A 14,200-nucleotide genomic window follows, 5' to 3' on the forward strand; every position below is an offset into this window, starting at 1 on the left:
CATCACCACAATGAATAAGAGGCCATAAAATCCCTTATGGTTAAAATGTCTCAGGCCAGAACAGCATGATGTTATAAAAATGATAAAAACGCAGGCCTACAGATTATTCTGATTAACGCCTTTTCATAAGAAAAATACCCATATAATTTCAGAGGTAAAGTATCTCGTTGCAGGTTCATGCTTGTCGCTATTCTTCACGATTTACCCCTGATTTGCTGAGCATACCGTGCGTGAATAAGCCCGTGACGATGAAATAATATGTTAACTTAATGGCTTGTTATCAATAGCATTAGCTGTAAACTGTTTCGCGAAGTCGCCTGTAAATGGGTATTTATATTGCATTAATGCGGCCATTGATAAATCCCGGCCGGTGGGCAATTTAAAATAAAAAATAAAAATTCATGTGGTTTTATGTTACAAATGAAAAGAAAATCAACAGAAAAACAAAATAAAGACTCATTTATTACGTCTCGTTACACAATAATTTGTCTGGGCATCCTTGGCTGCCTGGGGGTTTTATTGGTTAGAGTCGCCGACCTGCAATTTTTAAATCACCCTATGCTGGCAAAAGAGGCCGATCAGCGTTCACTGCGCACCGTAGTGTTGCCGACAAACCGCGGCACGCTGGTCGACCGCGATGGCGAGGCGCTCGCCATGAGCGTCCCGTCACGTGACGTTGTGGTCGATCCGGTCAAAATTGTTGAGGCCAGTCCGAATTTCCGCGATGCAAAATGGCAATATCTCGCTTCCGCGTTGAATACCACCCCCGATCAAATTGCGAACAAAATTTATCAGAATGCGCACCGTCATTTTCTATTCCTGGGACGCAAAGTTGAGCTTGGGATTGCGAAAGATATCGCCGATCTGCATATAAAAGGTATCAGCGAGGTGTATGACGACAGTCGTTTCTACCCTATGGGGGAAGCGGCAGCGCCTTTAATCGGCATTGTGGGGGCCGATAATAATGGCCTGAACGGCGTAGAACGTGGCTACGATTCTATTTTACAGGGCGAACCGGGCAAGGAAATTTATCGTAAAGACGCTAATGGCGGTATTATTAACGTCCTCGATTATGACGCGCCAAAACAGCCGCCAACCGTTCAACTCAGCATTGATAAATTTGACCAATATACGCTGTACAGCAAACTGCGCGACGGCGTGCTGCTGAATAAAGCGGACTCAGGCGCGGCGGTGCTGGTCAAAATTGATACCGGTGAGATCCTGGCTATGGCTTCTTACCCCTCGTACAACCCCAACAATTTCGATAACGCCACACAAACGCAAATGCGTGATGTGGCGATTAACGACAGTTTCGAACCCGGTTCCACGGTCAAGCCGTTGGTAATTATCGAGGGGCTGGAGAGAAACATTATTCAGCCAAATACTTTGCTGGATACCACCCCTTATCGCGTCAATGGCCATCTGATTCGCGACGTGGGCCATTGGCCACAGCTTACGCCAACCGGTATTCTGCAAAAATCGAGCGATATCGGCGTTTCTCATATTGCGCTAGCGATGCCGGCACAGGCGCTGGTTGATACCTATCAGGCGTTCGGTCTCGGCAAACCCACTGGCCTGGGGCTTAGCGGGGAAAGCGTAGGCTATTTTCCGCTACACCGTCGGCAGTGGGCCGATATTGAACGCGCGACCTTCTCCTTCGGCTACGGATTACGCGTCACGCCGCTGCAGATAGCCCGCGAATACGCCACCCTGGGCTCGTTTGGGGTCTATCGTCCCCTGTCGATCACCAAAGTGACCCCGCCGGTAATGGGCCAGCAGGTGGCCGATCCGTCGATCGTCAAAACCGTGGTACATATGATGGAAAGCGACGTGCTTCCCGGCGGCAGCGGCGTGCGGGCGGCGGTGCCGGGGTATCGGCTGGCGACCAAAACAGGGACCGCTGAAAAACTGGGCGATAGCGGCAAGTATGACGGCGGCTATGTGAACTACACAGCAGGCGTCGCGCCGGTTAGTCACCCGGAGGTCGCACTGGTCGTGGTCGTTAACAACCCCACTGCCGGCACTCACTTCGGCGGTTCCGTCGCGGCGCCGATTTTCGGCAACATCATGGGTCCGGTATTGAAGAATATGAATATCGCGCCGGACGCGCTGATACAGTAAGCCCCCAAATTTGGCTGCGGTGTTTATCGTTCCCGCAGCCATTTTTCATACTGCTCAGGCCACGCGAGAGTTTGGGTTCCAGCCCTGCCCATCCCAAAGCCATGCCCCCCGGAAGGATAACGATGCATTTCTACCGATACGCCTTCACGGAGGCAGGCCGTCTGTAAAATTAAGGTGTTGTGCGGATCGGACACCGAATCATCTTCCGCCTGGACCAGAAACATCGGTGGAGTCGTTGGCGTCACGTAATGTTGTACTGACCAGGCGGCATCCTGCGCCTGCGTCGCATTCTTCCCCACCAATACCCGATGCGTTGACGTGTGGCTGTAAGGTTTCTCCAGCGTCACGATGGGATAAATCAGCGCCGCGCCATCAGCTCGCGCCGGTAGGCTGTCCAGCACATCAAGCGGCGTATAGCTGCGCTCGTCAGCGCACGTTGCCGCCATTCCCAACAGATGCCCTCCGGCGGAAAATCCCAGCACGCTCACCCGCTTCTCCCGCTGACGGATGATGCGCAACGCCCGCTGGGCATCCTGTAAAGCAACGCGAGAGCCGTCGTGCCAGCCTTCTCCCGGCAGGCGGTAGCTGAGTATATAAGCGGTATAACCTCGGGCTACCAACCAGCGCGCGGCGGGCCAGCCCTCCTTCGCCATCTCAACGCGGGTATAACCACCGCCCGGTGCGACCAGCACACCGTGCCCATTCGCCCTGAACGGCGTCAGAATCGTGAGGAAGGGAACGGCAATATGACGCTGCGCCCCATGCACGCTCAGTTGCACTGGCCCCGTTGGACCGCCGCCGCCGGGCGGAATTCCCGGCCATAGTGGCAGCATCTCTGTCGAGACGTCTGAAGGCGTGGATAAAGACAGCCCCGCCCTCGCTGCCAACAGCGTGGCACTCAAACCGAGAAGAAATTGACGACGCCGCATAGTGTCACTCTGACGCGAAAGAGTTTTCAGTTAAGCAGATAAATAAGAGGGAAAAATGAAGACTGTCGGGCTAAATTCAAAAAAAACCTCGAGCTGTAGATTTATACAGAATCTTCATTGCCAGGGTTCTACGCACCGCTATAGGAATGCGGTAATCCCCTGCGGCTCTTTTCGTCGCTGGGTATTTTCTCATAAGCCATTCGGGGTATTCCGCCCACAGGATTTGCATTTTTCTTCGTTATATAATCAAATACACATCGATTAATTCCCTCCTCGATGAGCAATACATGTCTACATTACAACGTTTACTCCTGAGCTTGACGCTGGCCTGTGCCAGTCTGACAGCCGCAACGCCTGCGCTGGCCGAGCGCACCGTCACCGATCAACTTGGTCGCAAAGTCACCCTGCCTGATACCGTGAATCGTGTTGTGGTGCTCCAGCACCAGACGCTCAACCTGCTCGTGCAGCTCAACGCCGCCGACGATATCGTCGGCGTATTAAGCAGTTGGAAAAAACAGCTCGGGCCAGAGTTCGCGCGCTTTATGCCCGGCATTGTCAAACTGCCGATGCCCGGCGATCTGACCCAGGTGAATATGGAAAGCCTGCTGGCGCTGCATCCGCAGGTGGTGTTTATCGCCAACTACGCGCCAGCGGCGATGATTCAGCAGATAACGAACGCCGGGATCCCGGTAGTAGCCATTTCTCTGCGCCAGGACGCGGCGGGTGAGAAAAACAAAATGAATCCCTCGATGGCCAATGAGGAACAGGCTTACAACGACGGGCTCAAGCAAGGTATTCGGCTGATTGGCGAAGTGGTCAACCGCACCGCCCAGGCGGATGCATTGATAGACTACACCTTTGCCGCACGCGCCCGATTTAACGCGCCGGTCGCGGATATTCCGGCGGCGGAAAAAGTGCGTGTCTATATGGCCAATCCGGACCTGAACACCTACGGTTTCGGTAAATACACCGGCCTGATGATGCAACATGCCGGAGCGATGAACGTCGCCGCCGCCACGGTAAAAGGCGCGCGTCAGGTTTCGCTGGAACAGGTATTGCAGTGGAATCCGCAGGTGATTTTCGTGCAGGACCGTTATCCCGAGGTGGTCAAGCAGATAGTCAACGACCCGCAGTGGCAAGGCATTAACGCGGTGAAAAATCATCGCGTGTGGCTGATGCCGGAATACGCGAAAGCCTGGGGCTACCCCATGCCGGAAGCATTAGCCATAGGCGAACTGTGGATGGCGAAAAAGCTCTACCCGGAACGCTATAAAGATATTGATGTCGACGCGCAGGCTCAGGATTACTACCAACGCTTTTATCGTACCGACTGGCGGCCAAATGCGCATCAGTAGTCACACCAAAACGATACAGGCTGGCCTGATGCTGCTCACTCTGGCCGTGGCGGTGTCTTCTCTCTGTCTGGGCCAATACAAGCTGTCGATAGGCCAGGTGCTGGCTCAGTTTGCTCAGCCGCATAATACGTTAACGATCGCCCATCAGATTGTCTGGGACGTTCGCCTACCGCGTATTTTGCTCGCCCTGCTGGCCGGCGGCGCGCTTGGCCTGTGCGGTGCCACCTTACAGGGCGTATTCCAGAACCCGCTGGTGGATCCGCACATTATCGGCGTCACCTCCGGCTCCGCGTTTGGCGGGACGTTGGCAATTCTGCTCAGGCTGAGTATGCCGCTGATGATGGCCACCACTTTCTTCTTTGGTCTGCTGGCGCTGATGCTGGTGTATCTGCTGGCAGCACTTCAGGGTCGAGAGAACACGCTGGTACTGATTCTCGCGGGGATCGTGCTCAGCGGTTTCTTTGCCGCGCTGGTCAGCCTGATGCAGTACCTGTCGGATACTGAAGAAGTGCTCCCCAACATCGTCTTTTGGCTGTTGGGCAGTTTCGCGACCGCCAACTGGCACAAAGTCCTGTTGTTGACCCTTCCAGTGATCGCCGCCGCGCTGGTGCTGTACCGGCTGCGTTGGCGCATCAACCTGCTGTCGCTGGACGACAAAGATGCCCGCGCGCTGGGCGTCAGCGTCACCGCACTGCGCCGCGGCGTACTGCTCTGCTGCGCACTGCTGGTTGCCGCGCAGGTGGCGGTCAGCGGCAGTATTGCCTGGGTGGGGCTGGTGATCCCACATCTGGCGCGGATGCTCTGCGGTGCCGATCATCGTCGTTTGCTCCCCTGTGCCTTCTGGATGGGGGCCTGTTTTATGATTGTGGTCGATGACCTCGCGCGCACGCTGACCGCCGCCGAGATTCCCATTGGGATCATTACCGCGCTGGTCGGCGCCCCCTTATTTGCCGTGATGCTGGTACGGGCCAGCCGTAAAGGGATGCTGAAATGACACCGACGCTAACGCTATCGCAGCTGGAATATGGTCATCAGTCTGCGCTGTTTACGCCGCTGAACCTGCATTGCCAGCCCGGTGAGATATGGGCAGTCCTTGGCGCCAACGGTCGCGGTAAAAGTACCTTACTCGATACCATTACCGGCGTTTTACCGGCGCTTTCTGGCAGCGTGAAGGCCTCCGGCGGAGTGGGGATCGTGCCGCAGTCATTCCGTCCGGCCTTCGGCTGGCGGGTAAAAGAGGTGGTGCTGATGGGGCGTGCGCGACATATCGCCCTTTTCGCTCAGCCGCAGAAAGAAGATGAACGTCAGGTGCTTGATGCGCTGGCACAGCTAAATATCGCTGACCTGGCCGAGACGCTATTCAGCACCCTCTCTGGCGGCCAGCAGCAACTGGTGATGATCGCCCGCGCGCTGGTCGGCGCCAGTCAGAATATCCTGTTGGATGAACCCTGTTCAGCGCTTGACCTGGGCAATCAGCAAACGGTATTGCAGCTGATTAGCGATCTGTCGCACAACCAGTCGCGCACGGTGATGTTTACCACGCACGATCCCACGCATGCGCTACAGGTCGCCAGCCACACGTTGCTGCTGATGCCGGGTAACCAGTGGTTGGCCGGGCCAACGCCGGAGGTGGTGCAGGAAGAGAATCTCCAGCATGCTTACGGCGTGCAGGTTCGTCGGCTCCAGCTTGAGGGGTATCCGTCTCCGGTGGTGACGCCGCTCTTTAGCATTCGTCGGCCGGCGACATAAACCCGGCGTCACGTAAACAGCGCTGCCCCTCTTCACCGAGAATAAACCGGCATAACGAGTGCGCGGCGTCATGCTCATTCAGCAGGGTCAGATAGTAATCACAGTAGATGTTCCACGGCGCAGGAATCGTCACACATCGTATTTCTGCCTGATTCGCCAGTGCCGCCGCATAGTGCGCATAGCCGATAAACAGATCGGCGTGCCCTTCATCAATCAACCATCGACTGGCGATGACGCCGTTCGGTAGCGTGAGCGAATCGCGGCCGCCAACCAGCGGTATTGCGCGCTGTTTTAGCGCGTGACCCAATCCAGGATGGCTCTGTTCAATACGCTCAAACAGCTGCCACGTATAGTCGCCGGAAGGATCGCACTGCGGTGTGGAGGTTCCCAGCCGCAGCGTTGTATCCGCCAGCAGCTCCAGCAACGTTTTCCCCGTCGTCTGCGGCGTATTTCGAACAGTCAACATCAGCTTATTACGGGCAAACAGATGGAGACCGCGGGCGCGCCCCGCAGCACAAAGCGTTTGCGGATGCTGACGGTTCGCCGAGGCAAACAGCGAGCACCGCTCGCCATTCTCGATCCGTTCACGCAGAAGCCCCGCCGGGCCAAAAACCAGCGAAACCGGAATACCGGTCTGCGCGGTAAACGCCGCCTGGAGGGGAATCAATGCGCGGCGAAGGCTTCCCGCCGCCATCAGTGTCAATGTGGAGTGCATAAGCGCAAGGTCATAGCCCGAACATAAGCGTTATATTATCCGGGCTATTACGCTATTGACCAGCACTTTAGTAGCGAATTTCCGCCAGCGCCTGCAGTTGCTCCGGCGTCGCCACCGGCAGATGGAAGAAGTCCAGGTAGGCCGGGATCATTTCAAACAGCATATCGGTACCTCGCTGCACCGGGCAGCCGCGGGCCATCGCTGCCTGTAGCAACGGTGTGTATTCCTGCTTCATCACCACCTCGCCGACAAATGTCCCCGCATCAAGACGTTCGACATCCAGCGGAAGCGGATCGCCGGGCGACATACCAAGCGGCGTTGCGTTGACCACCAGCGAATGTCCCGCCGGATCGCTCGCCATCACCGTCAGCTTCAGCTGCGGATAGTGCGCGATCAAACGATCGGCCAGCGCCTGCGCCGCGCTTTCGCGGGCATCCACCAACGTCAACGCGCTAACGCCTGCCGATGCGAGCGAGGCGGCAATCGCTGACCCCACGCCGCCGCTGCCCACCACCAGCGCTCGCGCGCCAGTAGTGCGAAACCCCTTGCGCTGAATACCGCGCACAAAGCCGTCGCCATCAAACATATCGCCGGTCAGCGAACCGTCGGCTTCCCGGCGAATCGCGTTGCAGGCTCCGGCAATCTGCGCGGTGGGGCTCATCCGGTCGACCAGTTCACAGGTGGCGATTTTATGCGGCATGGTCACCAGCGCCCCCGCGATATTGGTGAGTGAAAACAGCGTGGGGATCAGCGCCGCATAGTCTTCCGGCTTCACCCCCATCGGCACCACTTTGACATCCACGTCCTGGTCGGCAAACCAGGGGTTGTAGATCATCGGCGCTTTAAAACTTTCGGTTGGATAACCCAGATGAGCAATTAACCGCGTATGCCCACTAATTTGCATGTGTCCCCTCCTGCTCAGGCAGATCCAGTTCGATGCGCTTCACGTCACCGAGAATAAACACATACGCCACCACGCCGAGCAGCGCCGCGCCGCCGATGTAAACCAGGGCGTAGAAGAAATTGCCAAAGGCGGCAACGATAAAACCGATCACCAGCGGCGTGAGAATACCCGCCAGATTGGCGCAGAAGTTAAACAACCCGCCGGTCAAGCCGCCCAATCCTTTTGGCGCCATGTCGGAAATTAAGGTCCAGCCAAGGCCGACCATCCCCTGCCCGAAGAAGGCAAACGACATGACCAGGATCACCGCCGTGTCGCTCGAGAGCCAGTTGGCGCTGATAATACTGCTCGCCATCAGCAGGCCGGCGATAATCGGCAGCTTACGGCCCAGATTGGCGCTGCCGGTCGCTTTCAGCAATTTGTCAGACACCCAACCGCCGAACATCACGCCGCCCGCCGCCGCCAGGAATGGCAGAATGGCAAAGAAGCCAACCTTCAGCCATGGCATATGACGTTCGGTAGCCAGATAGGTCGGGAACCAGGTCAGGAAAAACACCAGCACGGTATTGCCCGCAAACTGACCAATACTGGCACCAATAATCTGCCGTTTGCGCAACAGCTGGCGGACCAGCGGCCAGCTAAAGGCTTTACGCTGCTCGGCGCCGGTGGTCATGCCGCCGCCCGCGGTGATGTACTCGCGCTCCTGCTGACTCAGACGGCGGTCCTCATGCGGTTCGCGATAGTGACGCCACCAGACCAGCGCAAACAGCAGCCCGACCACGCCAACGGTAATAAACAGCGTGCGCCAGCCAAAACCATCCATGATCCAGAACAGCAGCGGCGCGAAGCAGGCCAGTCCGAGATATTCACCAACGGTATAAACGGCGGTCGCTTTTGCGCGCTCGTGTTGCGGAAACCACGCGCTGACCACCCGGCTATTGACCGGAAAGCACGGCGCTTCGCTGACGCCAAGGCCAAAACGGCACAGCAGCAGCGTTTTCAGCCCCACGGCGAAACCGTGGAACAGCGTGAACAGCGACCAGAAGCTAAGGGCCAGGAAATAGGTCACCTTATTACCAAACCGGTCGAGGAACATACCGCCCGGAATTTGCGCCAGCGCATAGGTCCAGGCAAAGGCGGAAAAGACAATCCCCATCACCGCCGCGCTGATACCCAGCTCCTGAGTGAGCTGCGGCGCGGCGATGCCCAGCACGGTGCGGTCGAGATAGTTAATCATGGTCCCCACTGCCAGCAGCGCCAGAATACCAATGCGCCGCCGGGAGCGGGGTACCGCGTTAACCGCCTCAGCGGTAGCCACGCGATTTTGGCCGAGTGAGTTCATAGTGTTTACCTGTCGTTGTCGAGTGCAGATGAAAGTTTATAGTTATGGTCTGTCCTTCGCCGTCAGCGTACCGGGTGGTACATCTTTCCGCTAACGGTACTGCATAGCCGCCAGTCGCACAGCGGCATTGACCGCGCCATATTGCGCGTAGCCGTGGCGTCTTTCGGTTAATTCAAAGAAGAAGCGTCCTTCGCTGAACGGCCAGGTGTAGCGATGTAAAAACTCGCCGCCGGCACCGTCGCGATCGTAGAGAATCTGCTGACGCTGCAAGGTTTCCACCTGGGCCGCGTCGCCGAAGCGCGCCTGTAAATCCTCGTAATAGTTGGCCGGTACCGGCAGCGACAGCGAGGCCGCCAGCGGCTGATTTTCCAGGAAAGTGGGCAGATCGTCGCTGGCGAACGCCGCATGCTGTAAACCGGCCCCCTGATAACACGCCACCGAGCGGGCAATTTGCGTCGCGCGGCTTTGGGAAATATTCAGCGCCAGGCGCACGTTGCCCTGCGGGCTTTGCACCGCCAGGCTGCGCACCAGACCGTAAGGGTCGGGCATGGTCTGCTCATGTTCCAGCGTGAACCCCAGCACCGCACGGAAGAACATCACCCAGTTATCGCGGCTGTCAGCCTCCATACCGAGCGCCAAATGGTCGATACCTAAAAGCTGTCCGTCGGTCGCCGCAGCGGTAAGATTGAAATCCTGCGCGTAGATATCTTTCTCATCATCCACCAGATAAACCAGACTGCCGTCCGGCGCGCACACCGCCGGGATGGTACTCTCATTCGGCCCGACCTCTCCCTGCCAGGTCGCATAGCCGTAAGCTCTGGCGCGGGCGACGATCGGCGCGCTGGCGCTGACGCGCAGAGCCATCGCACACAGTGAAACGCCGTGGCGTTGATAGAAGTGATCGGCCCAACTGTACGGTTGATAGTTAATAATCACCCGTGCACCGCCGTTGCTCCACAGCGCGACCTGTTTGGAACGGTGCATCCCTGCCAATTGAAAACCCATGCCATTGAGCATGACGCCCAGCTTTTTCGCCTCAGCGGGGCTGGCGGCAAACTCAATAAATTCGATGTCTTTAAAGGTTGGGAGATCGGCGGTGTGAAAGAGTTCGGCGTCGCTTTCTCCCAGCGCGCGGCGGGTTTGCTCCTCCAGCCACAGCAGCGAGCGGTAACCATCTTTCGCCGTCGCGCCGTTCGGTGAGGCGCGGAAACCGTCGTTAAAGATTTCCAGCGACCATGGCCCACGGTAGCCTAAGCGGGTCAACTCACGGGTAAATTCCACCAGCGGCAGTTCACCCTGCCCCGGGAAACAGCGGAAATGGCGGCTCCACTCGAGCACGTCCATTTTCATCAATGGTGCGTCGGCGAGCTGGAGGAAAGTGATTTTGTCCATTGGCACTTCGTGCAAGCGGCTAAGATCGTCGCCGAGCGCCAGAATATGGAAGCTGTCGAGCACAATGCCCATCGCCGGGCTATCCACCGCTTTCACCCGCTCCCACGCCTGATACCAGCGGTTTACGTGGGCCCCCCACGCCAGCGCTTCATATCCAATACGGATATTTTCCTGCTCCGCGAGCGTCGCCAGCGCCCGCAGGTCAGCCACCTGCTGTTCGAAATCGGCGGAGCTGTCAGCCTGCACGTTGCTGCACAGCAGCAGCGTGTCGCACCCCAGTTCATGCATCAGCGCAAACTTGCGCTTCGCTCGCGCCAGGTTGGCCGCGAACTGGGCCCGTGTGCCGCCCTCAAAATCGCGAACCGGTTGAAACAGCGTGATTTTGAGCCCCAGATCGTCGGCCATGTTACGGACATCCGCTGGCGTACCGGTATAATAGAGCAAATCGTTTTCGAAGATTTCAACGCCCTGATAACCCGCCGCTGCAATCGCGCTCAGTTTTTCAGGCAGGGTTCCGGAAATGGATACGGTAGCAATAGAACGCAACATAGTTTCACCTGGCTCACGCTGTAACAGTTGCATCGAATATGAATCATTTGGTTCAGCGACGCCAGAATTGGTTGCTAAATTGTGATCATTGTGTGTATTTTTTGTGCCCGGTAAAAAATGAACAGGAGTTGTTATGTCAGCCATTGCTCAAGATGATGCACAGTCGCTAAAAACACGGATTTTTACCGCCGCCATTGCGGTGTTCGCCGAGCATGGGCTAGCTGGCGCACGCATGGAGCAAATTGCCTCCGAGGCGCAGACCACTAAACGGATGGTGGTTTACTACTTCAAAACCAAAGAGCTGCTGTACCAGGCGGTTCTGCAATATGTTTATTCGCGCATTCGCGAAACGGAACAACAGCTCGGGCTGGAGAACCTGCCGCCGGTCGAGGCGCTGGTACAATTGGTGAAATGGAGCGTTCGCTATCATGTCGAACATGCGGACTTTATGCGGATTATCTGTATGGAGAATATGCAGCGCGGAAAATGGCTGCTGGCTTCCGGCGATTTAAAGCGCCTGAACAAAAGCGCCCTCTCCCTGCTGGAGCAAATTCTACACCGCGGACAAGAACTGGGGATTTTTCAGCCCGCGCTCGAGGCCCGCGACGTTCATCGGCTCATCAGCAGCTTCAGCTTCTATCAGGTGTCGAACTTCTACAGCTTTAATAGCCTCTATCTTGAAGGTCCGCTTCCGGATATTGATGATGAAGCGCTCATTCGCCATCACAGCGATCTGGCGGTGAAATCGATTCTGCGCTTCGTTATCGCCTAATCAGCGAGTTACGGCTGCCCTGAAAGCGCCGTGACCACTTTTTGCATCGCTTCACGCGTCAGCTCAGCGCGCTGGACCTTATTATTCGCCAGCGCCGTGCGCAGCACCCCGGCAATCACAATATGCTTAGGTTCCTGGCCTAAATCGCGCATTTCCAGCACCACTTTGCCCACTACGCGACACATTTCCTGGTATAAAACGTCGTCTTTCGCCTGATTTCCCATCGTTTACGCTCGCTAATTTCCATTAATAATCAATTTATTATTGGTTCGTTTCGCCCAGAAAGCAAATTCACGCCAGTCAGAATGCGCGAGCAAACCGCGTGTTGCGCATCGCCAGTGTTACATTTTCACAAAAAAATCGTTTTTGTTTTGTTAATTAGCTAGTTTTGTTTTTGAAACAGCGTTTTTATTTTCTTTTTTCGCCATAACATCGTATAATCCGCCGCGTTTCTTTCTTGAATGGTTTCAGCTCATTGGACTACATCAATAAACGATTAAAACATCGCCTTTTTGACTATGCTGAACCTCTAGCACACTTTCCTCTGCACGCTTTTTTTATGTCACCTATTCTTATGGCGTGGCATAGCAACTTTCGTAATACAGGTTTGACTCCGTGGCCGTGCGCGCATGGAGCGAGAATTCAAAATCCTAATCCTTCTCAATCTCAACTTAAAGACTAAGACTGTCATGAAAAAGACCAAAATTGTTTGCACCATCGGGCCGAAAACCGAATCCGAAGAGATGTTAGGCAAAATGCTCGACGCGGGCATGAACGTTATGCGTCTGAACTTCTCCCACGGCGACTATGCTGAACACGGTCAGCGCATCCAGAACCTGCGCAACGTGATGAGCAAAACCGGTAAGAAAGCCGCTATCCTGCTGGATACCAAAGGCCCGGAAATCCGTACTATCAAGCTGGAAGGCGGTAACGACGTTTCCCTGAAAGCTGGCCAGACCTTCACTTTCACCACTGACAAATCTGTTGTCGGTAACAGCGAAATCGTTGCTGTCACCTACGAAGGTTTCACCAAAGATCTGTCCGTTGGTAACACCGTACTGGTTGACGATGGTCTGATCGGTATGGAAGTCACCGCTATCGAAGGTAACAAAGTTATCTGTAAAGTGCTGAACAACGGCGACCTGGGCGAAAACAAAGGCGTTAACCTGCCGGGCGTTTCTATCGCTCTGCCGGCACTGGCTGAGAAAGACAAACAGGATCTGATCTTCGGCTGCGAGCAAGGCGTTGACTTCGTTGCAGCTTCCTTTATCCGTAAACGTTCTGACGTCGTTGAAATCCGTGAGCACCTGAAAGCGCACGGCGGCGAAAACATCCAGATCATCTCCAAAATCGAAAACCAGGAAGGCCTGAACAACTTCGACGAAATCCTCGAAGCTTCTGACGGCATCATGGTTGCTCGTGGCGACATGGGCGTTGAGATCCCGGTTGAAGAAGTTATCTTCGCGCAGAAGATGATCATCGAAAAATGTATCCGCGCGCGTAAAGTGGTTATCACTGCGACCCAGATGCTGGATTCCATGATCAAAAACCCGCGTCCGACCCGCGCTGAAGCTGGCGACGTGGCTAACGCCATCCTCGACGGCACCGACGCAGTGATGCTGTCCGGCGAATCCGCGAAAGGTAAATACCCGCTGGAAGCGGTCACCATCATGGCGACCATCTGCGAACGTACTGACCGCGTGATGACCAGCCGTCTGGAATTCAACAACGACAGCCGTAAACTGCGCATCACCGAAGCCGTTTGCCGTGGCGCGGTTGAAACTGCAGAAAAACTGGACGCACCGCTGATCGTGGTTGCCACCCAGGGCGGTAAATCCGCACGCGCTATCCGTAAATACTTCCCGGATGCCACCATCCTGGCGCTGACCACCAACGAAACCACTGCACGTCAGCTGGTGCTGAGCAAAGGCGTTGTCGCTCAGGTTGTCAAAGAAATCAACTCTACCGATGATTTCTACCGTCTGGGTAAAGAAGTCGCTGTCGAAAGCGGTCTGGCACAGAAAGGCGACGTAGTTGTGATGGTTTCCGGCGCGCTGGTTCCGAGCGGCACCACCAACACCGCATCCGTGCACGTACTGTAATAATTCACATACTTATTATAGTTTGCCTAAAAAAGCGCCCCTCGGGCGCTTTTTTTATACATTCTGATAACGAAGCTCAATAAATAATCCAATAGGCTGTCACTATTTAAACTTCGATTATCTAAGATGAATCCGATGGAAGTCCTCTGTTTTCACACACTTTTTCCCCGTAAAACCGTAAAGTCGATGCTTCTTTGAGCGAACGATCAAAAATAAGGGAAATCGCATAAAAAAATATTCTCAATATAAAAAAGTTTGTGTAATACTTGTAAC

At 55.5% G+C, this 14,200-nt stretch carries 13 protein-coding genes; 7 read left to right on the forward strand and 6 right to left on the reverse strand.

The window, feature by feature from the left end:
* The first annotated feature begins 420 nt into the window (after nt 1-420).
* A complete protein-coding gene (locus ACW14G_RS10630; protein ID WP_411908089.1) occupies nt 421-2,121 on the forward strand; it encodes a penicillin-binding transpeptidase domain-containing protein in 1,701 nt (566 codons plus the stop codon).
* A gap of 23 nt (nt 2,122-2,144) precedes the next feature.
* On the opposite strand, the gene ACW14G_RS10635 is transcribed toward ACW14G_RS10630, so the two are convergent.
* Nucleotides 2,145-3,050, reverse strand: a complete 906-nt coding sequence (locus tag ACW14G_RS10635) for an alpha/beta hydrolase (protein ID WP_455648583.1) — start codon at nt 3,048-3,050, stop codon at nt 2,145-2,147.
* A gap of 287 nt (nt 3,051-3,337) precedes the next feature.
* Between ACW14G_RS10635 and ACW14G_RS10640 the strand changes: the two genes are divergently transcribed.
* The 3 genes from ACW14G_RS10640 to ACW14G_RS10650 are packed head-to-tail and all read left to right on the forward strand — an operon-like array spanning nt 3,338 to nt 6,154.
* Nucleotides 3,338-4,405, forward strand: coding sequence for an ABC transporter substrate-binding protein (locus tag ACW14G_RS10640; RefSeq protein WP_455648584.1), 1,068 nt, complete (start codon nt 3,338-3,340; stop codon nt 4,403-4,405).
* A complete protein-coding gene (locus ACW14G_RS10645; protein WP_249021898.1) occupies nt 4,392-5,399 on the forward strand; it encodes a FecCD family ABC transporter permease in 1,008 nt (335 codons plus the stop codon). Before ACW14G_RS10640 ends, ACW14G_RS10645 begins: the two co-directional genes overlap by 14 nt.
* On the forward strand, nt 5,396-6,154 hold the full coding sequence (locus ACW14G_RS10650) for an ABC transporter ATP-binding protein (protein WP_249021899.1): 759 nt from the start codon (nt 5,396-5,398) through the stop codon (nt 6,152-6,154). Before ACW14G_RS10645 ends, ACW14G_RS10650 begins: the two co-directional genes overlap by 4 nt.
* Here ACW14G_RS10650 and ACW14G_RS10655 read toward each other — a convergent pair.
* From ACW14G_RS10655 to ACW14G_RS10670, 4 genes are all read right to left on the reverse strand, one after another.
* Nucleotides 6,129-6,869: a substrate-binding domain-containing protein gene (locus ACW14G_RS10655; RefSeq protein WP_249021900.1), complete on the reverse strand. Its 741-nt coding sequence runs from the start codon at nt 6,867-6,869 to the stop codon at nt 6,129-6,131. The two genes, ACW14G_RS10650 and ACW14G_RS10655, sit on opposite strands and share 26 nt — an antisense overlap.
* A gap of 67 nt (nt 6,870-6,936) precedes the next feature.
* Nucleotides 6,937-7,773 carry a shikimate dehydrogenase family protein gene (locus tag ACW14G_RS10660; protein WP_249021901.1) on the reverse strand — a complete coding sequence of 279 codons (837 nt, stop codon included), beginning with the start codon at nt 7,771-7,773 and terminating at the stop codon, nt 6,937-6,939.
* Nucleotides 7,763-9,112, reverse strand: a complete 1,350-nt coding sequence (locus ACW14G_RS10665; protein WP_163447411.1) for an MFS transporter — start codon at nt 9,110-9,112, stop codon at nt 7,763-7,765. Before ACW14G_RS10665 ends, ACW14G_RS10660 begins: the two co-directional genes overlap by 11 nt.
* Before the next feature lie 90 nt (nt 9,113-9,202).
* Nucleotides 9,203-11,053: a bifunctional sugar phosphate isomerase/epimerase/4-hydroxyphenylpyruvate dioxygenase family protein gene (locus ACW14G_RS10670; RefSeq protein WP_455648585.1), complete on the reverse strand. Its 1,851-nt coding sequence runs from the start codon at nt 11,051-11,053 to the stop codon at nt 9,203-9,205.
* A 133-nt stretch (nt 11,054-11,186) separates the two neighbouring features.
* Here ACW14G_RS10670 and ACW14G_RS10675 point away from each other — a divergent pair, with 133 nt between their 5' ends.
* Nucleotides 11,187-11,825, forward strand: coding sequence for a TetR family transcriptional regulator (locus tag ACW14G_RS10675; protein WP_223802506.1), 639 nt, complete (start codon nt 11,187-11,189; stop codon nt 11,823-11,825).
* 8 nt (nt 11,826-11,833) lie between these two features.
* On the opposite strand, the gene fumD is transcribed toward ACW14G_RS10675, so the two are convergent.
* Nucleotides 11,834-12,049 (reverse strand): fumarate hydratase FumD, encoded by a 216-nt coding sequence (fumD, locus tag ACW14G_RS10680; RefSeq protein ID WP_163447408.1) that lies wholly within the window; start codon nt 12,047-12,049, stop codon nt 11,834-11,836.
* Nucleotides 12,050-12,300: 251 nt separating this feature from the next.
* Between fumD and ynhH the strand changes: the two genes are divergently transcribed.
* Nucleotides 12,301-12,507: a protein YnhH gene (ynhH, locus tag ACW14G_RS10685; RefSeq protein ID WP_425337848.1), complete on the forward strand. Its 207-nt coding sequence runs from the start codon at nt 12,301-12,303 to the stop codon at nt 12,505-12,507.
* Between the two features lie 7 nt (nt 12,508-12,514).
* On the forward strand, nt 12,515-13,927 hold the full coding sequence (gene pykF, locus ACW14G_RS10690) for a pyruvate kinase PykF (RefSeq protein ID WP_163447407.1): 1,413 nt from the start codon (nt 12,515-12,517) through the stop codon (nt 13,925-13,927).
* The last annotated feature ends 273 nt before the right edge of the window (nt 13,928-14,200 follow it).

The organism is Kluyvera sp. (assembly GCF_965301105.1).